The organism is Crocosphaera chwakensis CCY0110, from assembly GCF_000169335.1.
GTDB classification, from domain to species: domain Bacteria; phylum Cyanobacteriota; class Cyanobacteriia; order Cyanobacteriales; family Microcystaceae; genus Crocosphaera; species Crocosphaera chwakensis.
In genome coordinates this window covers 84,148-105,288 of the sequence record NZ_AAXW01000011.1, presented here as the reverse complement: position 1 = coordinate 105,288, position 21,141 = coordinate 84,148, and the positions used below count along the sequence as shown (strand labels likewise).

The 21,141-nt window shown below is 36.1% G+C and carries 21 protein-coding genes, 1 tRNA gene and 1 pseudogene; 10 read left to right on the top strand and 13 right to left on the bottom strand.

From position 1 onward, the window contains the following. The first annotated feature begins 155 nt into the window (after window positions 1–155). Window positions 156–983: a 4-hydroxy-tetrahydrodipicolinate reductase gene (gene dapB, locus CY0110_RS09255; RefSeq protein WP_008275145.1), complete on the top strand. Its 828-nt coding sequence runs from the start codon at window positions 156–158 to the stop codon at window positions 981–983. Here dapB and CY0110_RS09250 read toward each other — a convergent pair. The 6 genes from CY0110_RS09250 to CY0110_RS29910 form a co-directional block, all read right to left on the bottom strand. Next, a complete protein-coding gene (locus tag CY0110_RS09250; RefSeq protein ID WP_008275144.1) occupies window positions 980–1,444 on the bottom strand; it encodes a DUF1499 domain-containing protein in 465 nt (154 codons plus the stop codon). The genes dapB and CY0110_RS09250 overlap by 4 nt on opposite strands. Before the next feature lie 122 nt (window positions 1,445–1,566). Continuing rightward, window positions 1,567–1,638 (bottom strand) — tRNA-Gly (locus CY0110_RS09245). A gap of 51 nt (window positions 1,639–1,689) precedes the next feature. Next, window positions 1,690–2,121, bottom strand: coding sequence for a Holliday junction resolvase RuvX (gene ruvX / locus CY0110_RS09240; protein ID WP_008275143.1), 432 nt, complete (start codon window positions 2,119–2,121; stop codon window positions 1,690–1,692). A gap of 263 nt (window positions 2,122–2,384) precedes the next feature. Continuing rightward, window positions 2,385–2,507, bottom strand: coding sequence for a hypothetical protein (locus CY0110_RS31355; RefSeq protein WP_008275142.1), 123 nt, complete (start codon window positions 2,505–2,507; stop codon window positions 2,385–2,387). Window positions 2,508–2,673: 166 nt separating this feature from the next. Further along, window positions 2,674–3,576: a mechanosensitive ion channel family protein gene (locus tag CY0110_RS09230; RefSeq protein WP_008275141.1), complete on the bottom strand. Its 903-nt coding sequence runs from the start codon at window positions 3,574–3,576 to the stop codon at window positions 2,674–2,676. 269 nt (window positions 3,577–3,845) lie between these two features. After that, window positions 3,846–3,992, bottom strand: coding sequence for a hypothetical protein (locus CY0110_RS29910; protein ID WP_008275140.1), 147 nt, complete (start codon window positions 3,990–3,992; stop codon window positions 3,846–3,848). Between the two features lie 149 nt (window positions 3,993–4,141). On the opposite strand from CY0110_RS29910, the pseudogene CY0110_RS29210 reads away from it, so the two are divergent. Continuing rightward, window positions 4,142–5,049 (top strand): annotated as a pseudogene (locus CY0110_RS29210) (IS630 family transposase). 107 nt (window positions 5,050–5,156) lie between these two features. Here CY0110_RS29210 and glmS read toward each other — a convergent pair. From glmS to CY0110_RS09195, 5 genes are all read right to left on the bottom strand, one after another. Beyond that, on the bottom strand, window positions 5,157–7,043 hold the full coding sequence (glmS, locus tag CY0110_RS09215) for a glutamine--fructose-6-phosphate transaminase (isomerizing) (RefSeq protein ID WP_008275137.1): 1,887 nt from the start codon (window positions 7,041–7,043) through the stop codon (window positions 5,157–5,159). A 313-nt stretch (window positions 7,044–7,356) separates the two neighbouring features. Then, on the bottom strand, window positions 7,357–7,914 hold the full coding sequence (locus CY0110_RS09210) for a hypothetical protein (protein ID WP_008275136.1): 558 nt from the start codon (window positions 7,912–7,914) through the stop codon (window positions 7,357–7,359). 631 nt (window positions 7,915–8,545) lie between these two features. Then, entirely contained in the window at window positions 8,546–8,842 is a 297-nt protein-coding gene (locus CY0110_RS09205) for a hypothetical protein (protein WP_008275135.1), read from the bottom strand. A 9-nt stretch (window positions 8,843–8,851) separates the two neighbouring features. Continuing rightward, complete coding sequence (locus tag CY0110_RS09200; RefSeq protein ID WP_008275134.1) at window positions 8,852–9,607, bottom strand: alpha/beta fold hydrolase; 756 nt, start codon at window positions 9,605–9,607, stop codon at window positions 8,852–8,854. A 131-nt stretch (window positions 9,608–9,738) separates the two neighbouring features. Then, the gene (locus tag CY0110_RS09195; protein ID WP_008275133.1) at window positions 9,739–10,770 is read right to left on the bottom strand and encodes a chlorophyll a/b binding light-harvesting protein; all 1,032 of its coding nucleotides are present in this window, start codon (window positions 10,768–10,770) and stop codon (window positions 9,739–9,741) included. A gap of 564 nt (window positions 10,771–11,334) precedes the next feature. Here CY0110_RS09195 and CY0110_RS09190 point away from each other — a divergent pair. The 4 genes from CY0110_RS09190 (at window position 11,335) to shc (ending at window position 16,122) form a co-directional block, all read left to right on the top strand. Further along, entirely contained in the window at window positions 11,335–11,763 is a 429-nt protein-coding gene (locus CY0110_RS09190) for a hypothetical protein (protein ID WP_008275132.1), read from the top strand. A gap of 152 nt (window positions 11,764–11,915) precedes the next feature. Then, window positions 11,916–12,485: a Uma2 family endonuclease gene (locus tag CY0110_RS09185; protein WP_008275131.1), complete on the top strand. Its 570-nt coding sequence runs from the start codon at window positions 11,916–11,918 to the stop codon at window positions 12,483–12,485. A gap of 113 nt (window positions 12,486–12,598) precedes the next feature. Further along, window positions 12,599–13,951 (top strand): 3-phosphoshikimate 1-carboxyvinyltransferase, encoded by a 1,353-nt coding sequence (gene aroA / locus CY0110_RS09180; RefSeq protein WP_008275130.1) that lies wholly within the window; start codon window positions 12,599–12,601, stop codon window positions 13,949–13,951. A gap of 248 nt (window positions 13,952–14,199) precedes the next feature. Further along, complete coding sequence (gene shc, locus CY0110_RS09175) at window positions 14,200–16,122, top strand: squalene--hopene cyclase (RefSeq protein ID WP_008275129.1); 1,923 nt, start codon at window positions 14,200–14,202, stop codon at window positions 16,120–16,122. 106 nt (window positions 16,123–16,228) lie between these two features. On the opposite strand, the gene CY0110_RS09170 is transcribed toward shc, so the two are convergent. Continuing rightward, on the bottom strand, window positions 16,229–17,014 hold the full coding sequence (locus tag CY0110_RS09170; protein ID WP_008275128.1) for a pentapeptide repeat-containing protein: 786 nt from the start codon (window positions 17,012–17,014) through the stop codon (window positions 16,229–16,231). Window positions 17,015–17,231: 217 nt separating this feature from the next. On the opposite strand from CY0110_RS09170, the gene grxC reads away from it, so the two are divergent. From grxC to CY0110_RS09150, 4 genes are all read left to right on the top strand, one after another. Continuing rightward, a complete protein-coding gene (gene grxC, locus CY0110_RS09165) occupies window positions 17,232–17,501 on the top strand; it encodes a glutaredoxin 3 (protein WP_008275127.1) in 270 nt (89 codons plus the stop codon). Next, complete coding sequence (gshB, locus tag CY0110_RS09160) at window positions 17,501–18,469, top strand: glutathione synthase (RefSeq protein WP_008275126.1); 969 nt, start codon at window positions 17,501–17,503, stop codon at window positions 18,467–18,469. The genes grxC and gshB overlap by 1 nt, the downstream gene beginning before the upstream one ends. Before the next feature lie 336 nt (window positions 18,470–18,805). Continuing rightward, complete coding sequence (locus CY0110_RS09155) at window positions 18,806–19,024, top strand: DUF2949 domain-containing protein (protein ID WP_008275125.1); 219 nt, start codon at window positions 18,806–18,808, stop codon at window positions 19,022–19,024. Window positions 19,025–19,093: 69 nt separating this feature from the next. Further along, the gene (locus CY0110_RS09150) at window positions 19,094–19,441 is read left to right on the top strand and encodes a hypothetical protein (RefSeq protein ID WP_008275124.1); all 348 of its coding nucleotides are present in this window, start codon (window positions 19,094–19,096) and stop codon (window positions 19,439–19,441) included. A gap of 254 nt (window positions 19,442–19,695) precedes the next feature. Here the strand turns inward: CY0110_RS09150 and CY0110_RS09145 are convergent, their stop codons facing one another. Further along, window positions 19,696–21,081: a DUF2079 domain-containing protein gene (locus CY0110_RS09145; protein ID WP_008275123.1), complete on the bottom strand. Its 1,386-nt coding sequence runs from the start codon at window positions 21,079–21,081 to the stop codon at window positions 19,696–19,698. Window positions 21,082–21,141 lie beyond the last annotated feature (60 nt).

Sequence of the window (21,141 nt, the reverse complement as noted above, 5' to 3'; positions counted from 1 at the left end):
TAGATTCACATTTCATATTTTTCTTCTTATACATAAGATTCCCAAAATAAAGCTATGAGTGATCATTTCATTCTTAATGATTTTCTTAAACTGAGAGTTACTTTCTTCGGTAAAATAAAACTAAATCTCGGTATATTCAAGGATAAAAAAGATAAATGACAGTTGAAACCCCTATCCCCGTCGTAGTTAATGGTGCTGCTGGTAAAATGGGTCGTGAAGTGATTAAAGCGGTGTCCCAAGCAGAGGATATGATGTTAGTGGGGGCCGTGGATAAAAACCCGAACTACCGTGGCCAAGATGTGGGAGAAGTAGCTGGATGCGGTGCGCTAGAAGTGCCTATTTTAGATGATTTAGAAAGCATTTTAGTGGTAGCAACCCAAGAACAGGTACAAGGGGTTATGGTTGATTTTACTCACCCTGACGGTGTTTATGATAATGTTAGAAGTGCGATCGCTTATGGAGTGCGTCCGGTGGTGGGAACAACGGGACTATCGGATAAACAGTTACAAGAGTTAGCTGAGTTTGCTGATAAAGCAAGTACAGGATGTTTAATTATTCCTAATTTTTCTATCGGGATGGTTTTATTACAACAAGCAGCGATACAAGCATCCCAATATTTTGATCACGTTGAAATTATTGAACTTCATCATAATCAAAAGGCTGATGCACCCAGTGGAACAGCTATTAAAACAGCGCAAATGCTATCCGATTTAGGAAAAACCTATAATACTCCTTCAGTCCAAGAAACAGAAAACATAGATGGTTCTAGAGGTGGTGTGGTAGCTGATAATATTCGGGTTCATAGTGTCCGTTTACCTGGATTAATTGCTCATCAAGAGGTAATTTTTGGCGCACAGGGACAGATTTATACCTTACGTCATGATACCAGCGATCGCTCGTGTTATATGGCAGGGGTTTTACTGTCTATTCGTAAAGTGACTGAGTTAAAAGGTTTGGTTTATGGGTTAGAAAAAATCCTTTAAATATTTAAGTCTTTTAAAGCTAATCTAATTTGTTCTAAACGTCTACGGTTGACTCCTAAATCTAACTTCCCCTTGCGAGAAGCTGATCTTAATTCAATAATAGATAATTTGGGGGGAAAATAAAACTCTAATTCATCAATTCCTCCCAAAAATTTCCCTTTTGATTCTGCTAATATATAGTTATTTTTTGTTTCAATGACGTGAGTTCTGGGAACTCTTGTTAAGACCTTTGATAATATTTCTTTAGCTTGATTTTTATCAATATGGTAAACAATTGGAGCAATATAAGATTGATTTTCTTGTGGCCAACTGGCCACACAAGCAACTTCAGATGGACAAGGTAATAAATGATTTTCAACTATTCGCTCATTTTTGATTAACTCAGTTCCATACGCTATAGAATCAATCGTAAACAAGCTGATAATTGTGACTAAAATCAATGATAAAAAATAACGAAACATAATTGAATATCATAGTTAAACTGCCACGATCTTATCAATTCAATATTCATCAATTGTATTTAAAAGAAAAAGCTGGTTACTGGTTAAGTTTTTTAACCCCTTCTAAAGTCATTGATTTGGAAAGCGGGTGACGCGATTCGAACGCGCGACATTCACCTTGGCAAGGTGACGCTCTACCACTGAGCTACACCCGCATTTCTCAATACTAAATTTCATCATCCCATACATTTCAAAAAATGTCAAGGCTAAATTAGAGAAGCACGACGCTGATCTAACCACTGTTGCAAAATGATGGTTGCTGCTAGGCGATCAACTAAGCCTTTATTGTGGCGAGAATACTTTTTTTGAGCTTTTAACTTGGTTTCTGCTTCGACAGAGGTGAGTCGTTCATCTATGTATTCTACAGGTAATTCTAGGGCTTTGGAGATACGTTTAGCGAATTTCTGCACTTGTTTAGCTTGAAAACCGATGCTTCCGTCCATAGAATAAGGAAGACCAATAACTAATAGTTGTGCTTCTCGTTCTGTAACTAATGTTTGCAGTTGTTGGACATCTTGAGGAAATGATTGACGTTCAATGGTGGTTAATCCTGTCGCAATTAACCCTGTACCGTCACATCCTGCCACACCAATGCGTTTTTTACCCACATCTAACCCCAATGCAGAAATTCGCTCCATACTTCTTAATCGTCGAATAATTGCACCTACATTTTAGAGGAAATAAGCGTAAGGAATCAATGTATCATTTAGGACATCAATATCTAAATTAAAGTAGCCCTTTCATCCCCCATGATGGTGTAGGATTATGGATTATCCAAGCAGAAATCCTTGAAAAAGCAGTTAATTATAGTTGATACCAGCCTCATGTACAGTATGGAATGTTAGCTGAGGATGCTAGAGTAGGGTGTCCATTTAGGGGGCGATCGCTCTAAACTAACTAATTAATGGGCTGAACCATTGCCATCGTAGTTATCGGAGTCATAAAATCCGTTTTTGGTGCCAAAAAACAAACAAGACACGGTAAATAAAGCTGTTAAAATGACTAAAATTAATTTAACATCCATAATTAATTTTCTCCTCACTTGAATCTTCCTATTATTATCTTATAATACTTTTCTCTAAGTAGCAGGGGGATCATTTCCACTAAAAGATTTAATTTTTTCTGTAACTATGGCCTGACAGATATAGATGAAAGGCCATAGCAAAAACGACAAACACATTCAAATAGGTTTAGCTATGATTAGCATATTCTTTTGAATTGTTAGATTTGTCAGGAAGATAGTCATTATAGTCGTGTTGATCGTAATGATAGACAGTACGAATAGGATAAGGAATATTGATATCTTCTGCGTCAAAAGCTGCTTTAATAGCGATAATGGTTTTACTTTGAATTCGTCTTACCACTGCTTGAGATGGGGCTGTCCAATAGCGTACAACTAAATCAATAGAACTGTCCCCAAAACTAACTAAATCAACTTCGGGTTCAGGATTTTCTAATATGCCTTCAAGTTCATAAATGGTTCTTAATAAAATTCCTTTTGCTTTAGGTAAACTGGTATTATAATCAACTCCAACCCCTAAATCAGTGCGACGATAATTAAAAGCTGTTCTTACTTGGACGGCACTGGTAAATACGGTAGAATTAGGCAATAAAACCCTTTCTCCTTGATAGGTTCGGATTTGTGTCGTTCTAACACTAATTGCTTCTACAGTTCCTTCATAGTCTCCGACAATGATTTGATCATTAATACGAAAGGGTTCTTGTGCAAGTAGCAGAATACCAGCTAGGAAGTTCTTGAAAATGTCTTGGAATGCAAAACCAATAGCCACCGAACTTAGTCCCAATGTAGCAATAATATCACCTAATCTTAATCCAGGAAATGCTACCACTGCAGCAAACAAAATACCAGCAACCCAAACTAATACATGGGTTGTTTTTGCCAAAAGTAATTGTAATGAACGACTTTTAATGGTTTTTTCCCCAACCTTATCAACTAATTGACAAACAAAGTCTGCTACAAATTTAGTTAAAAATAGAATAACAATTGCAGCTAAAACTGCTGGAATACCTTTGATCGCACTAGCAACAAGGTCATTTATGCTATTGAAAATTGTGTCTACAATTTGATTCATCGATCCTCAAAATTATTTATTATGTTTTCAAAGATAATTTTCTATTATATTAATAGATTTTTACCAGAGATGCAACGTAAACATGATCAATACTGATTTATGCTAGTCTTACCAGTACAGTTAAAATAACTTATCCTCAAGCTAGAAAATTAGCTATTTTTGAAGGAAAAAGAGCGGATGGACGTAAAGTTAAAAAACGTCTTGAATCTGAATATCCGATGCAACTTCCTGATGGATGATTGGTTAAATAAACAGTAATGAATAGATCATTATATATCTTGAATAGAAACTGGTTCTTGACGATTTTGATTTAAAAATTTACACACTTTTGTTGGTGAATGACTTGAATCTGGAATTTCACGCTCATTAGGATTAAATAAGGGTTGGTCATAATCATTCATTTGACGTAATTCCATAACATTATTTTTGATTTTGTTAAGCTCATTTTTGATAGAACTACGCTCTAAACCTTCTTCTAAGAAGATAATTAATAAGTTATAGCAATACGGGGTTAGGTTAGGACAAAATTAGCTAGAATTAAAGCGCTCACGAAAACAAGAAAAAAATGCCTGCTCCTTATAGCTACGATTTGAGAAAAAAAGCCGTAAATGCTTATTATAGAGGAGAAAAGAAGATAGCTATTTGCCGATTAATGAAAATTAGTCGTAATACTCTCGATTTATGGCTAAAAAGAGAACAAGAAACAGGAGACTTCAAAGCGGTGCAGCCGCACTCGCTCCCGCGAGACCGCCAAGCGTCCTCCTAAAAATAATCGCAAAATTCAAGATTTAGAGAGATTCAAACAGTTTGTCAGACAACATAAAGATAAAACACAGCAACAAATAGCCGAGAAATGGGGAGAAAATGTCACACAGCAAAACGTGAGTGATGGAATTAAAAAGTTAGGTATAACTAGAAAAAAAAACTTACGGATATCGAGAAAGAGATGAAAATAAAAGAAAAGAATTTAAAGACCAACTTCACAAAAAACCGTCGCACAATTTAGTTTATGTAGATGAAGCAGGATTTGATAATCGAGATGATTATCCATATGGTTATAGTCCCAAGGGAGAAAGATGTTATGCACTCAAATCAGGAAAGAGAAAAGAGAGAGTTAGTTGGGTGGCTGCATTAAAAGAAGGAAAAATATTTGCTCCATTAACTTTTGAGGGGTCGTGTAATCGAGATTTATTTGAAACATGGCTGGAAAAAAGTTTGATTCCTCAACTTCAACCAGGGGATATAATTATTATTGATAACGCTACTTTCCACCAAGGACAAAGTATTAAAGAAACAGTCGAAAAGGTAGGATGTGAAATTTGGTATCTACCTCCTTATTCTCCCGATTTAAACAAGATAGAACGTTGGTGGTCTGTTCTCAAAACTTGGATGAAACAGAGAGTTAAAGAATTTGAGACTGTTAGAGAATGTGTTGATACAGCTTTCAAAAAATGTCCTAACGTGTATCCGTAAGGCTATATTAATTTTTTAATTCTTCACCAGTTAAACTATATTTTGCGGGTGTATGATCAAACTTGAAACACCCACAAAAATTTTGCTTTTTTTCCTAAAACCAATAATTATTCCACCGTAACTGACTTAGCTAAGTTCCGAGGTTGATCCACATCTAACCCTCGTCTCGCAGCAATATGATAGGCTAATAATTGTAAAGGAACTACCGCAATAATAGGGGATAAAATTTCATCCACATGAGGAACAAATAACAGATCATCGAAGGTTGATCTTGCTTCAGAATCATCCACCGATGTAACACCAATTAACCTTGCATCCCTGGCTTTTGCTTCTTGGGCATTTGATAATACTTTATCATGAACATCTCCTGGCATAGCGATCGCAACCACAGGCACTTTTGCATCTAATAACGCAATGGGGCCGTGTTTCATTTCCCCGGCAGGATAACCTTCAGCATGAATATAACTAATTTCTTTTAATTTTAAAGCCCCTTCTAAAGCAATAGGAAAATTAACTCCTCTTCCTAAGAAAATAAAGTCTTGGGTTTCAATAAATTCATGAGCTAATTCTTCAATTTGTTTTTCTTGTTGACTTAAAATGAGTTCAATTTGATTGGGTAATTCTCGTAACCCTTTAATCAAACTTTCAAACTTTTCTAAACTCAACCGTTTACGACGATAAGCTAATTCTAACGCCAAGAAATAAAAGCCCATTAATTGTGCAGTAAAACTCTTAGTTGCAGCCACACCAATTTCTATCCCTGCTTGGGTATTAATGATACGATCTACCATGTGAGCAAGGGTACTTTCGGGGCGGTTGGTAATGCCTAAAATTCGTGCATCATAGGGAAATTCTAAGCCCATTCTGCGCTGTTTTTCCATCTCTAATGCTGCTAAAGTATCGGCGGTTTCCCCTGACTGCGTGACCCCAACGGTTAAGGTATTAGCTAACATGGGGGCAGGAGAATAACGAAACTCTGACGCATATTGCACCATCGTGGGAATACCGGCTAATTGTTCGAGTAAATATTTACCCACGACACTGGCATTCCAACTGGTTCCGCAAGCAACAATTTGAATATAATCTACGTTGTCACATAATTCTGCTGCTAAACCTAAAGCAATGGGGCTTTTTTCCTCTGCATTTTCAATATTCCAGCTAGGATCTAAATAAGTTTCTAAACAACTTCTCACTACCGAAGGTTGCTCATAAATTTCTTTGAGCATGAAGTGACGAAACCCTTGTTTTTCAACGGTGGTAATATTCCAGTCAAGGGTTCTCGGAAGCTTTCTGAGGCGTTTTAGGTCAAAATCGTAAACTTCTACGCCAAGGGCGGTTAAACGGGCGATTTCGCCGTTTTCCAGGGATAAAACCGCATGGGTATGAGGCACTACCGCCGTCACATCGGAGGCGCAGAAAAATTCCCCTTGTCCAAAGCCGATAATTAAAGGGGCCTGATGTCGTGCGACAATGATTTCATCCGGGTAGTCTGCACAGATAACGGCGATCGCAAAGGAACCATTGAGACGATGCACGGCTTTTTGTATCGCTTGTAATAACCCATCATAATCAACGGTTTCAGGAAGATATTGAGCGATTAAATGGGGAATGACTTCGGTATCGGTTTCTGAGAGAAATTCACACCCTTTCTCTATTAATTCTTTCCGTAATTCCTGGTGATTTTCGATAATGCCATTTTGCACCACTGCCACCCGTTTACGACTGTCTCTGTGAGGGTGGGCGTTATGTTCTTCAGGTTTGCCGTGGGTGGCCCAGCGAGTGTGGCCGATACCTATTTGCGAGGGGTTAACCTCCCGTTCTAATTTTTCTCGGAGGTTATAAAGTTTGCCTTTTGCCCTCGTACAGTGTATGTTACCTTCTAAAACTGTAGCAATACCGGCTGAATCATAGCCTCTGTATTCTAATCGTTCTAAACCGTCGATTAATACCTCGGTTGCTGTTTTTGTGCCAATATAGCCTACAATTCCACACATAAGTTTATATATAGTTAAATGATTAATTGATTAATTGTCGATGATCTTGTCCAAAATGACCAGGGGTTTTTGACTGATTGATCTGTTAATTATAAGGTCATGGCTAGTGTAGACGTGATTTATGGGGTTTCTGTTTCAATGATTTCTCCTTCTTCACTTTTCAGTTATTTTTTAAGAATTATTTTTTAAGAATTAAATGATTTCCTTATTGACGAATTTGAACAAAACCGAGTTTTTCTAAGGTTTTGAGATTTTTCTGACTTTTTTGACTACTAATATTGATTGATAGGATCATTTTTATTGAATAGCCTGATTATATCAAAACTAGGTTGAGATAGTCTATATATCTATACCCTCCAACAAAATCAGTTGACCAAAAAATAGGAATTCCTAATACTTTAACTAATCGTTTGTGTCTTGTTGAAGCTAACAAATAAAATTCAGAATTGTTGGGTTCTCGTAAAATTGGTCGAACTTTATCAATCATTGATTTTACCCCTAATTTATTGCAAATTTTTTCTGCATCTCCTCCTTCTGGAAAAGCTAAATTATTTAGATTATAGTTATTATCATGAATATCTGGATTAGAATTATATTCATCTAATAATTTTCCTTGCTCATATAATTCATAACAAAAAACAGATTCATCATAGATTAAAATGGCAAAAGCTAAGCAAGTTAAATCTTTAGAAATTTGATTGGCTAAATCAGAAAGCTGTTTTAAATCTTGTTCAGATTTTTGATCATAAACAACAGTATAATCATTTTCTGTTGGAGATACGTATGCTATTCTATTGAGTTGTTTTAAATAGTTCACCAGGATATCTTGTGTTTGTCCTTTAACAATAATGTTGGTAAATGATGGTCCCATTTAGTTAATTGACTCTCATCTAATTATATAATCTCCTATTTTAACTATAGTATTGAAGACAGTTGTCCATCGAATCATAATCATCAATTAATGTTAAAAATGCTTGCTTTTTCTTGACTTGACATGATATTCTATACATGATGGAAAATTTGTGCGCCTGTTACCTCTGTTTTTGAGAAAGAAAAGAAGAGAAACAAAACTACAGAAGAAGGTGGGCAGGGCAAAAAGTTATGTCATGTAATTACTAGAAATATTCCAGAAGCACTGAAGGAACAGTTACAGTTATAAACAGTTATGGAAATGGTGGGTTACGACGGATTGTTATATCCTTGTAATAATCTGAATTATCGCCGTCTAACCCACCCTACTGTTTTCTTAACTTGCACTCCATTAACCTATTGATAAAAAAAGCGCACCGCAAAGCGAATCTCTTCGAGATCGCCTCAACTCCTAAATCAATTAAATGGGCTATAATTTAGATAAATAGAGTAATACCAGTTCTCAAAAATACTTAAAGAGATTGCTTCGGGGTATTTTTAATAAAAGTCAAAGCTTACTGTTTATATTACTCCTCGCAATGACAAGTCTTCAGTTACTTTTGAGAATTAGTATAACCCATTTAAAACCATAATTATCTTACTTCTTGCTCAGAAATAAACACCGGCGAATAAGAATAGTTGCCTTCCCAATCTTCGCAATTAATTGCTTCTTCGGTGAACGCTTTATAAGGATGTATTGTACACTTTAAACAAGTTTCACCTGTATAAAAAGAACAGCGATCGCAAGGAACTTGATGAAGCTTTTTTAAATACAAAAACCCATCTTGAATAGCAAAGAAAATTGCACAAAAAAAACACAGTAAAACCAACCAAATAATAAAAGGACAAAACCAACCCAGTTGAGTCATGATAATTTTTTGCAAAGCCATAAAAAATCTCTAAACACTACCTTTTTGAGTGACGACTACCTGTTTATTGTTCCCTATTTCCTTTGCTAAACTTTGCCAAAAATTAGTAATTTTTTCACCGACTAATTCAAAGTTTGTACAATGGAAAAAATGTCTTCCTTCAGCACATTGCCATAATATATCCCCTGATTTTAACCAAGGTTTCCAAGCATTTAATTGATAATTGGAAATGACCATATCATCTTGACTACCAGCAATAAATAAAGGAACTGATATCAACTGTGGTATAATACTCACTTGTTCAACTAAGGTATGAGGAGAGGGAGAAGATAATAAATCTTGCTCTAAAACATAGGTTAACAACTGACTTTTGAAAGGACATTGATGGCCAAATAAACTATTAACCATTTGAGTTAAAATAGTGTGGCGATCGCAAGGTAATGTCTTGAACATGGCATAATAGTGACTTTGCCAATCTACAGATAAATTAGCCCCCACTGATAACAAAGTCAAGGACTTCACTCTCTCAGGATAATGTTGTGCATACATCATCCCCAACCACCCACTGGTACCATGACCAATAAGATGCAGAGGTTGCTCTAATTGTTTAAGATAGTCGTGTAATAATACAAATGCGACATCTAAACCTATAGGTTCGTCAGGAGTTTGCTGATACTCCCATAAAGCAACCCCATGATGTTGAGACAGTTGACTAATTAAAGGACGGTTAAACCGTTGCAATGCAGGACTAACACTTAACCATAAAGCGGTGGGACGAGAAGACATAAGAAACTCCAATTTTGAAAAATTTAAGGCACAATTAAGATAGAGTGGAAATAGGAAAGTTAAGCGGATGTCTATTAGTGCCTCTCACAACGCCAAAGACACCCCTTAACTCCTTTTTTATTGCGTGTTATTTACACTTGTTCAAAGTTATTCAGCGCAGTTTCAACTCGTTTAAAGTCAAACCCTAAAGCGCGTATTGCGTGCCAAAGATGACCTTGTAAGAAGAAAAAGGCTAAGAAAAAGTGAGCATTAGCTAACCAGCAACGGGAGGTATGTTTACCCAAGTCTAAAATCGCTGTATCGGCAAAATAAGGGGTAATACCTAACTTTACTTCTAAAGGAAGACCATAAAATTCGGGGGGATAGGCTAAAGTATTCACAGCACAGAAATAAGCAGCCACAAACCCTGCTAAGGCAATACCACCGAGAGAATAGGATAAAATGGCTTCTCCTGAGAAAATAAGGCGTTTTTTCGCCCATTCCATCGGTGGGACAATAATATGCCAAATACCGCCGGCTAAGAGAAGAAAACCCACATAAATATGTCCACCAACTAAGTCTTCTAGGTTATTAACACTGGCAAAGTGAGTCTGATAACCGTAGATAACTAAGGGGTCTAAAGTGGGTTGAGTCACTAAACGAACCGTTTCAGTAGTGGAGTCGTACAACCCACCCCAATACATGGCTTTTCCCACTAATAACAATGCACCGATGCCTAAAAACAAGAGGTGATGACCTAAAATAATACCCAATTTTTTCGGGTCATCCCACTCAAAATGAAAGCGACGCGCACCTCCTTCTGTGGTTTTTAAATCATTCGGCGCCTGTAAAAGATGAAACAAGGCACCAGCACCTAATACTGCAGATGAGATTAAGTGTAGCACTCCAATGATAAAAAAGGAATAACTATCAATAACTTCTCCTCCTTGTCCGACTCCAAAGCCTAATGTAGCTAAGTGAGGTAATAAAATTAATCCCTGTTCTCCCATCGGCAAATCAGAAGAATAGGTAGAAAGTTCAAACAGCGTAAATGCACCTGCCCAAAACATGATCAAAGCAGCCTGTGCAACGTGAGCAACGATAAATAAGCCTGATTTATCGGCAAATCTGGCATTTCCTGCCCACCAGTCATATTTCACTGTTGAATTGTCGTAAGTTTGCATGATGATTCTCATTGAACAACTTAATGAACACTTATTGAAAAATACTATCAATAAGCTTACTACCAACTTAAAAAGATTAGCAAGATAAAACCATTAAGAATTGTTTAATTCTCCATTGAGAGCAGTTGTCATCTTAGTTAGATTTTTGTATATGTGCTTTATTAGTTTTATTAAAAGTACAAATTTTTGAACAAAAGTTAAAATATATTGAAAACGTTAAAATTCTTATTAGCACAAAAATATTATTTAAACTATCAACTAAGTTATGTATTCATAACATAAAAAACATCATTAGCTTGGTTACTATCCATTGCTATTATGAGGAATTGGGCTGAAAACCTATATCAGAAAGGATTGTAGATTTTAGGGAGATAAACAAAACGTTAATACCATAAAAATAAGATGTCATAAATCTTACCTCAGTGATACTTCTTCAGAAATAAAAAACACTAATTTACCCTAATAAGGTCAGACATTTCTCAGCCATTTTATAGAGTTAATTTTGAAAAATTTAATCCTATATTAATAATTATATTTTTGCTAAGTTTCAAAGGAGATCAAACCATGATTACCAATTTATTAGAATCAAAAGAAAGTTCTTTAGTCCAAGTTAAAAGAATTGGATACAAAAACTATCAGAACTTGGTATTTCAGATCAATAAAATAGCTAACTGTTTAGAAACCATAATTCAAAACTTAACTTTAGGAAAAAGTTGTTACTCGGATTGCTCAATTCTTGAAGAATATTGTCAAGAGTTACTGAAAGATATAGATGAAAAAATGATAGGAGATAGTGTCTTTGACTATCATAAAATTTTGAGTCTTGTATTCGGAATAAAAGTCACATTATCTGAAATCCATTTTGCAGATTCAGCTAAAACTCAGTCGAAATTAGGTATAAATAAGAGCGAAGAACTAGAAGCAAATATATTAACTCTTAAAAATAATGTCCAAAAAATTAGAACCTTCTCAGAGCTTTTAGCAGTTTCATGACTTTTTGACTAATTTTCTCTTGCTAGAAAAAATAGTCTATTATTAGTTTGGATTTTTAGAGGGGTTGGTTAATCACAACTTCTCTATTCAATACGTTTTAATTGATAATTAGTTTTGCTATTATACACTTATAAAGTATTAAATTAAGTCCTATGATTGCTTTATCTGAATCTTCTCCTCTAACTCCTGAAGAATATCTTGAATTAGAAAAACAGCAAAATATTAAACATGAATACATAGATGGACATATTTTTGAAATGACTGGTGCATCTGATGCTCATGTTACCATTGCAGGAAATATCTTTGCATTATTGCGAAATCATGTAAGAGGATCAAATTGTCGAGTCTACATCAGTGATATGAAAGTTAGACTAGAACATCTTAATCGTTTTTATTATCCTGATGTACTGATCACTTGTGATTCAAAAGACCAAGAAACTAATACTTATAAATGTTATCCTAAACTGATTATTGAGGTTTTATCAGACTCAACCGAAGCGTTTGATAGGGGAGATAAATTTATTGATTATCAAAGCTTAGACAGTTTAGAAGAATATGTTTTAATTAATACTAAACATCAACGAATTGAATGTTTTAGAAAAAATGAGCAAGGTTTATGGGTGTTAGAAGTGTATCATGCGGATTGTAAAAATTTTATACTAAAAAGTATTAAATTTGAAGCTGACTTAACAGAAATATACGAAGATGTTAGTTGGAATTAAGTAAAAACAATTATTAATTATTAATTATTAATTATTAACTATTATTTATTCATTGATAAAATACCTATGTCAGCATCCTTTCCATCTGACGGGTAACTTTTGAATCTTAACCTATGTCTAAGTCGATCATTAACCTGCAAAGTGTAGAAAATCAGCAAATTTTAACCATAACCCCTCCTAACACAGGATTATTTCTTCAAGGAACCCTGCAAATACCTGGGGATAAATCCATTTCTCATCGCGCTTTGATGTTAGGGGCGATCGCAGAAGGAGAAACGATTATCGAAGGCTTATTATTAGGAGAAGATCCTCGCAGTACCGCCGAGTGTTTCCGCGCGATGGGGGCGAAAATATCCCCCTTAAACAGCGATAAAGTTACCGTACAAGGAATTGGCTTAGGCAAGTTAGAAGAACCCCAAGACGTACTAAATGCAGGGAACTCTGGCACAACTATGCGCTTGATGTTAGGCTTATTAGCGTCTCACCCTGATCGCCTTTTTTGTGTGACGGGGGATGCTTCTTTGCGATCGCGTCCTATGTCCCGTGTCATCAAACCCTTACAAGAAATGTCAGCGCAAATATGGGGACGCAAAAACAATACGTTAGCACCATTATCCGTCAAAGGACAAACCCTGAAACCCATCCATTACCATTCCCCCATTGCCTCAGCGCAAGTTAAATCTTGTATCTTATTAGCAGGGTTGATGACAGAAGGGAAAACCACAGTCACGGAACCTGCTTTATCCCGTGACCACAGCGAACGGCTGTTACAAGCTTTTGGCGCAACCTTAGAAATCGATTCTAAAACCCATAGTGTTACCATTATCGGTCATCCCAAACTAACCGGCCAAAAAGTAATTGTTCCAGGGGATATTAGTTCGGCAGCCTTTTGGTTAGTCGCAGCATCTATCGTTCCTGGGTCAGAATTATTAATTGAAAATGTGGGCATTAATCCCACTCGAACTGGTATTTTAGAAGCCTTAGAAATGATGGATGCAGACATTACCCTAGAAAATAAACGCATTGTTACTGGGGAACCCGTGGCTGACTTACGGGTTAAATCTTGTCAGTTGAAAGGCTGTACCATTGCAGGGGATATTCTTCCTAGACTGATCGATGAAGTCCCAATTTTAGCCGTTGCTGCTATTTTTGCTACAGGTAAAACAGTTATCAAAGATGCAGCAGAATTAAGGGTAAAAGAAAGCGATCGCTTGGCGGTAATGGCTTCAGAATTAACTAAAATGGGGGCTAACATTACTGAGTTATCTGATGGCTTAGAAATCATCGGAGGGACTCCTTTAAACGCTGCTGACGTTGATAGTTATACCGACCATCGGATTGCCATGAGTTTAGCGATCGCAGCTTTAAATGCTAAAGGAAAAACTATTATTAACCGTGCAGAAGCGGCCGCTATTTCTTATCCCGAATTCGTCGGAACTTTACAACAAGTTTGCGGAGATAAATAAATCAGTGATCAGTTACTTGTACATGGATGAAAAGACCAAAGTTACAGGAAACACCCATCCGAATTATTAAGCATGAAAGTAGTCAGCCATGTAGCAAAACGACTATTTAGAGAGTTAGTTAATGAGCTACCGTAAGACCAACTATAATTAAAAAAGATATAACTCATAGGATAAATGTACCAATGAGTTATTTATTAAACCACATAGTTTCCTACAAGGAATATCGAAGGAGTGTAACGGAATTAGCGATGCAAACGCGAGACAGACAAACTCATAAACCCGCTTTATCCCTCAATGATGCCATCACCGCCAGCCAAAATTATTTATTATCCCTACAATATCCTCAAGGCTACTGGTGGGCAGAATTAGAGTCTAACATTACCCTAACGGCTGAAACAGTCTTACTTCATAAAATATGGGGAACCGATAAAACCCGTCCTCTACACAAAGTTGAAGCTTATTTACGTCAGCAACAACGAGAACATGGGGGTTGGGAACTCTTCTATGGAGACGGGGGAGAAATTAGTACCTCCGTAGAAGCTTATATGGCTTTACGTTTATTAGGAGTCCCCTCGAATGACCCTGCCTTAATTCGCGCTAAAAACTTTATTATTAGTCAAGGGGGTATTAGTAAAACCCGAATTTTTACTAAGTTTCACCTAGCATTAATCGGTTGTTATAGCTGGAAAGGAATTCCTTCTATTCCTCCGTGGATTATGTTATTTCCTAATAGTTTTCCTTTCACTATTTATGAAATGGCAAGTTGGGCTAGAGAAAGCACAGTTCCTTTAATTATTGTCTTTAACGATAAGCCAGTTTTTGCGATTGATCCTATCTTTAATCTAGATGAATTATATGCAGAAGGCATTGAAAATGTTAAGTACGAATTACCGAAAAATAATAATTGGGGTGACCTATTTTTAGGCTTAGATAAGGTTTTCAAATTGGCTGAACAAGTTGACTTAGTTCCCTTCCGAAAACAAGGACTCCAAGCAGCAGAAAGATGGATGTTAGACCATCAACAAGAAACAGGAGATTGGGGAGGAATTATGCCCCCAATGGTCAATTCTTTATTAGCATTTCGAGTGTTAAATTATGATGTGGCTGATCCTTCGGTTCAACGAGGTTTTGAAGCGATTGATCGTTTTTCTATCGAAGAAAATGATACTTATCGAGTGCAAGCTTGTGTTTCTCCTGTATGGGATACGGCTTGGTGCATACGAGCCTTAACGGATTCTGGTTTACCCAAAGATCATTTTTCCTTAGTAAAAGCAGGAAAATGGTTATTAGAAAAACAAGTCCTTGAATATGGAGACTGGGCAGTTAAAAACAAAACAGGAAAACCCGGCGGATGGGCATTTGAATTTACCAATCGTTTTTATCCTGATATCGATGATTCTGCTACCGTGGTAATGGCATTAAATGGCATAAAATTACCCGATGAAGCCCTAAAACAAGCAGCTATTAATCGCTGTTTAAAATGGATAGAAACCATGCAATGTAAAGCAGGGGGGTGGGCTGCTTTTGATGTAGATAATGATCAAGCTTGGTTAAATGAAATTCCTTACGGTGACTTAAAAGCTATGATCGATCCTAACACCGCCGATGTCACTGCTAGAGTAGTAGAAATGGTAGGTAGCTGTGACCTAGAAATGTCAAGCGATCGCCTCAATAAAGCCCTCGATTATCTTTATGAAGAACAAGAAAAAGATGGTAGTTGGTTTGGTCGTTGGGGTGTGAATTATATCTACGGAACCAGTGGGGTCTTATCTGCATTAGCTGTTATTAACCCCAAACAACATAAATCCCAAATAGAACAAGGCATGAACTGGTTATTAAGCTGTCAAAATGAAGACGGAGGATGGGGGGAAACCTGCTGGAGTTATAACGATCTCAGTCTCAAAGGAAAAGGCGTTAGTACCCCTTCTCAAACGGCTTGGGCTTTGATTGGTTTATTAGATGCAGGAGAAGTATTAAATCACTTTGAAACTGATAGTATTGAACGAGGAATTAACTACTTATTAAACACCCAAACCGAAGAAGGAACCTGGGAAGAATCAGAATTTACGGGAACTGGTTTTCCTTGTCATTTCTACATCCGCTATCATTTCTATCGTCATTATTTCCCTTTGATTGCTTTAGGACGTTATCAACAAATGTTAGGGAGTTAAATGTTGGATTAATCTAATCTAGCATCTTTATATCCTGTTATCTTGATCAGGGCTTAATAACATTAAGCCCCTAGAATATGAACATCTATAGTTTTGATCGCTAATATTAAATCCCGCCTTTGAGCAAAAATTGTAACGCCAAAGAAGCCACACCCCGAACAATATTGTCTAAACCAGGAGAACCGCCTCCTTTTCTCCGTGCTTCTTGCATGGCTTCAATATTTTTGACAAAACTTTCAGCCAATTCTTTTCCTTGAGTATTTTCCTGTTTTTCGTAAAGTTGAGAAGCCATTTGGGCATTAAGGACTGCTCCATTTTCATTCCCTAACCGTAATAAAGCATAACCTCTGGCTAAATAAGCAGGGGCATATTCTGAATCTAAAATTAACGCCTTATTATGATGAGCGATCGCTTCTTGATAATTTCCTTCTTTGGTTTCAATTAAACCCCATCCATAAAAAAGTTCAGGAGTTCCTGCATTTTGAGAAATGCCTTTAGCCCCTTGCACATAAGCGTTAGCCAAGTTAGTACCAGTTAAGTTAGCATTGGTAAGATAGGATTCTCTTAAATCCGTTCCTTCTAACACAGCACTACTTAAATTAGCACCGGTTAAATTAGCTCCGTATAACGAAGCTCCGGTTAAATTTGCCCCCCTAAGATCGGCTCCTGCTAAATTGGCTTGAGATAGGTTGGCTCCAGCTAAATTAGCCCCAATTAAAGAAGCACCTGAAAGATCGGCCATCACTAACCCTGAGCCAGTTAAATCACAGAGTTGACATTGTTTTGTGGATAATAATTGACTTAAATGGGCTAAATTTTCGGCTCTGACCGGTAAAACTAACCCAAATGCTGTCAATAGAGCAGTTAAACTAATAGAAGTAATTTTTATCATGGCTTTTATTGGGAGTGAATAGACAACAGTTTCAGGTGAGGAAAAAAGTTATTGTATAAAAATGTGAGAGTTATTGGCCTGATAACCCTTGCGATCGCTTCATGATAAGACAACAAACTTTAATTATCTATTATGACTAATTTCTTTGACTTTGATCGCCACAATAGACAGTCAGAACAGAGTACAATTGACATAATAATTAATATTTGAGATATCTATGGCAGCTAACGTTGAAATTTATACTTGGAGTACCTGTCCCTTTTGTATTCGAGCAAAAGCTTTATTAGTTAAAAAAGGGGCAGAATTCACAGAATATTGTATTGATGGGGACGAAGAGGCTAGGGAAGAAATGACAGAACGGGCCAACGGAAAACGCAGTTTACCACAAATTTTTATCAACGATCGCCATGTGGGGGGTTGTGATGAATTGTATCACTTAGATTCAACTGGGAAACTTGATAGCTTATTGGAGCAGTCGGCAGCCTAATGAAACTCGCGTTTATTATTGATCCTATTGCTAATCTCAACCCTGCCCACGATAGCACCGTCGCTATTATGGAAGCAGCCCAAAATTTAGGCCATGAAGTATGGATCACAGAAATTCATCAATTGAGTGTCATTGATGGGAAAGCTTGGGCTGTTTTATCTCAAGTCCAGTTAACCTCTGTAACCTTACAAGACGGAAAATGGGTGAGTGTCTCCCAGTGGTATCAAGTTTCTCCAGGAGAGTTACGTTGTCTTGAGGACATGGACGCGGTGTGGATGCGAAAAGATCCTCCAGTGACTATTCGTTATCTGTATGCCACATATATCCTCGAATTAATTGATCCAACAAACACTTTGGTCATTAATTCTCCTCAAGGATTACGAGAAGCTAACGAGAAAATGTACACCCTACAATTTTACTCGGTGATGCCTGAAACCGTGGTTAGTCTGGATAAGAAAGTTATTCGCCAGTTTGTTGAGGAGAAAACACAGGCCGTCTTGAAACCGTTAGGGGGTAAAGCAGGGGAAGGAATTTTATTTTTAGAACCAGGCGATCGCAATTTTAACTCTATCATTGAAGTCAGTACCTATCACGGTCAAGAACCGGTCATGGTTCAAAGATTTTTACCCGAAGCCAAAAACGGAGACAAACGCATTATCCTTTTAGATGGTAAACCCATTGGCGCGGTGAATCGAGTTCCCACAGGTCAAGAGTTTCGCGGTAACATGGCGGTTGGGGGAAGAGTAGAAAAAACGGAATTAACCCCTAGAGAAGAGCATATTTGTGAGGTGGTGGGGTCAAGATTGCGGAAAAATGGCTTATATTTTGTTGGTATTGACGTGATTGGCGGTTATTTAACTGAAGTCAATGTTACCAGTCCTACAGGTATTCGAGAAATTGATCTACTCGATGGTACGAATTTAGGTCTAGAAGTGGTTGAATGGTTAAGTCAAGTTTGTTCTAAATAACTTTCAAATGATTTAGTTCAAGAATTCATCATAGAAGTGACTACTAATTCGTAACTGTTATGAGTTCGTATTAAAAGTTGACTGGGGATTCACTTCAGTCGATCAGCATTTGCACCTATTAAAACACTTTTCTTTGTAAGTCAAAGGCAACAGGCAAAAGTCTCAGTCAACAATTACTTAACCAAGATAATGAGATTATTCAGTGAAGCTACGGATATCTTAATTATATCCGTAGGTATTGCCGTGTTTTTTCGGCTGTATTTAGAGAATTATTTACCTACAATCAAGACTAGAAAATTGAAAAAGACTAGATAGTTAATAGTAAAAGAAACCATGATGACCAACGATTTGCAAACTTCACTCCTTGAATATTTACGTCATAAACTAGCGATTCCTGCTGATGCTTTGAAAATGGCTGTTAAGTTTACAGAAACTTCAATGGGTTCCCTACCAATGGTACTTTGGCAATATGGATTCATTGATTTGTATCAACTAGATGAAGTTTTAGATTGGATAGACAATCGAGAAATTAATGAAGTTGAGTTAAGTTATTAAGTTTTGCTTGTTGGTCTTTTGTATTTTTAGTTAAAAAATCGATTTAATAAATTAGTGAGAGTATTGAAGATGACTAAACCCTGTTTACCCCCCGATGATTTACCTTCTTTAAATCCGAGTTACCGTGAACTTTCGTGGGAATTAGAAGAAGTAACTGGAGAAATTTTTTATAATAATTGCACTCCGATTACACAAGAATTATTAAGGCAATGTGGATGGGATGTCACGATTAGGAATAAGGGATTAACTTTAGTGGTTATTTGTCCTAATCATGATTTAAATTGGCAAGTTTTACAATCAATACCCTTATTTGCTGAGAGTTTACAAACGTTAAGTAATACAGCAAAAATTAGAATTTATCCCCCACCAGGAACCGGTACACCGATGGAGGTGATGGTAGAAGATTCTTTTTTGTAACGCTTCTCAATCAAAAAAACACTATAATATGAAATCGTAAAAACGATGATGATAAAAAAATCAGGGGATCTCGTATAGAAGTTAAACAGAAATATTCTATACTTTGTCCCCTAATAATATAAAAAAATGATTAATAACTTCAACATTAATTGATTACAGTAAATTTCTGATCAAAAGTCAATGAAAGAGTCAACTCAGATGTCATGATTATAAAACTGTCAACAACAAATAAATCAATAGAAAAATATATTACATTAATCAACTTTATGGTTAGTCAATAAAATAACTCCATTTTTCTCATATTTAAGTCGAAAATCTTTATTATTTTTTAGTTCATTGACGATATTATTAACAGTTTCTTGTGAGTTTTCCCATCCTGAATAACGAGTATTCAGTAAAATATAATCAAACTGTTTTACGTCAATAGGTTCTCGATCTTTGATAGCTAATTTAATCACAGAACGATGGGTTAAATGAGGCGAGATTTGGGGAGATGTTAATAGTTTGACTTCAGCAGGAACTAATTTTACCGCTTCTCTCATGGCTGATACTGTTTCGATTTGTTCTAAATATCGAGAGGTAAAATAACCATATTTTCCTAGAGCTAAAAAAGCAATTAATGACCATGATATGATATACTTTGGATTACGAAATAAGCTTCTTTTTGCTGCTAATGTAGCAATAACTGATAATAATAGAAAGGGTAAAATAGGAATAGAATATTGATGTACTAAATCTTTTTGCGGTTGATAATCAGTTAATAAATTTAAAGTTAATGCAGGAATTGCAGCGACTAAAGGGATTAAGTAACGAGGAGATAAACCCCAAATTACAGGAATCAATAAAAGGATAATATATTCTAAATTAGCTAAAGTAAAAATGCGACTTAAAATGATATTAGGTTGCAAAATTAAATTAGTTATAATTTCTGTTACTGAATTCCCTAAAAATGAATAACGTCCTACGGCTGCTACTTCATCACCACTAAATTGAGGAATAATAAATTGTGTGGTGATAATAAACCAAAATATACCTAAAAATAAAGCTAAAAATCCATACTTTTTTCTTTTTTCAAAAAATAATAACCAGACTCCCATCGCTGCAACAGTTAAGGATAAGACTGCTTTACAACTTAAAATTAAAATAATAGCAACAATAAATTGTAAAAAATGTTTTGATCTCGCTGCTAATACTGCCCAAAATATTGTAGGCAAGGCAATTACTTCCGAATGAAAATCAAATAAATTAACATTAAATATTAAAGGATATAATAAATAAACACCAACTAAACTTAAAGCTAAATTATCCTTTAAACCTACTTTTTTAGCTAATAACCATAAAGGAAAAATAGAAATCGATAAAGCGATCGCTTGGACTAAAAATAACCAATGAACATTAGGAACAATAACATACAATAATGCCAAGGGATAAAAAATAAAAGCAGCATGATCCCCCAAAATATGATCCTCAGAAAAAGAAACAATGGGGGGTTTTCCTTGACTAATTAAGTAAAGAGATTGATCAAACCAACCTAAATCTAACGCATTAGACTGAAATAACCAGTGACGTAAACCAGCACAAAAAAATAAAACGAAACTGCTAATCCCAAAGATTAGCCATAATCTACGGGGAATTTTCATAAGGGATGAATTAGAAACAGTGTCTACTTATATTAGATAACGGTGTAAAAATTCTGTTCC

Bases quoted from the DNA above. Each gene is read 5' to 3' on its own strand.
- CY0110_RS09195 (WP_008275133.1), bottom strand. From the start codon at position 10,770: ATGCAAACTTACGACAATTCAACAGTGAAATATGACTGGTGGGCAGGA.
- shc (WP_008275129.1), top strand. From the start codon at position 14,200: ATGCAAACGCGAGACAGACAAACTCATAAACCCGCTTTATCCCTCAAT.
- CY0110_RS09145 (WP_008275123.1), bottom strand. From the start codon at position 21,081: ATGAAAATTCCCCGTAGATTATGGCTAATCTTTGGGATTAGCAGTTTC.
- CY0110_RS09155 (WP_008275125.1), top strand. From the start codon at position 18,806: ATGACCAACGATTTGCAAACTTCACTCCTTGAATATTTACGTCATAAA.
- CY0110_RS09185 (WP_008275131.1), top strand. From the start codon at position 11,916: ATGATTGCTTTATCTGAATCTTCTCCTCTAACTCCTGAAGAATATCTT.
- CY0110_RS09150 (WP_008275124.1), top strand. From the start codon at position 19,094: ATGACTAAACCCTGTTTACCCCCCGATGATTTACCTTCTTTAAATCCG.
- glmS (WP_008275137.1), bottom strand. From the start codon at position 7,043: ATGTGTGGAATTGTAGGCTATATTGGCACAAAAACAGCAACCGAGGTA.
- CY0110_RS09250 (WP_008275144.1), bottom strand. From the start codon at position 1,444: ATGTTTCGTTATTTTTTATCATTGATTTTAGTCACAATTATCAGCTTG.
- aroA (WP_008275130.1), top strand. From the start codon at position 12,599: ATGTCTAAGTCGATCATTAACCTGCAAAGTGTAGAAAATCAGCAAATT.
- CY0110_RS09205 (WP_008275135.1), bottom strand. From the start codon at position 8,842: ATGGCTTTGCAAAAAATTATCATGACTCAACTGGGTTGGTTTTGTCCT.
- CY0110_RS09200 (WP_008275134.1), bottom strand. From the start codon at position 9,607: ATGTCTTCTCGTCCCACCGCTTTATGGTTAAGTGTTAGTCCTGCATTG.
- dapB (WP_008275145.1), top strand. From the start codon at position 156: ATGACAGTTGAAACCCCTATCCCCGTCGTAGTTAATGGTGCTGCTGGT.
- CY0110_RS09190 (WP_008275132.1), top strand. From the start codon at position 11,335: ATGATTACCAATTTATTAGAATCAAAAGAAAGTTCTTTAGTCCAAGTT.
- gshB (WP_008275126.1), top strand. From the start codon at position 17,501: ATGAAACTCGCGTTTATTATTGATCCTATTGCTAATCTCAACCCTGCC.
- ruvX (WP_008275143.1), bottom strand. From the start codon at position 2,121: ATGGAGCGAATTTCTGCATTGGGGTTAGATGTGGGTAAAAAACGCATT.
- grxC (WP_008275127.1), top strand. From the start codon at position 17,232: ATGGCAGCTAACGTTGAAATTTATACTTGGAGTACCTGTCCCTTTTGT.
- CY0110_RS09170 (WP_008275128.1), bottom strand. From the start codon at position 17,014: ATGATAAAAATTACTTCTATTAGTTTAACTGCTCTATTGACAGCATTT.
- CY0110_RS09210 (WP_008275136.1), bottom strand. From the start codon at position 7,914: ATGGGACCATCATTTACCAACATTATTGTTAAAGGACAAACACAAGAT.
- CY0110_RS09230 (WP_008275141.1), bottom strand. From the start codon at position 3,576: ATGAATCAAATTGTAGACACAATTTTCAATAGCATAAATGACCTTGTT.
- CY0110_RS29910 (WP_008275140.1), bottom strand. From the start codon at position 3,992: ATGGAATTACGTCAAATGAATGATTATGACCAACCCTTATTTAATCCT.
- CY0110_RS31355 (WP_008275142.1), bottom strand. From the start codon at position 2,507: ATGGATGTTAAATTAATTTTAGTCATTTTAACAGCTTTATTTACCGTG.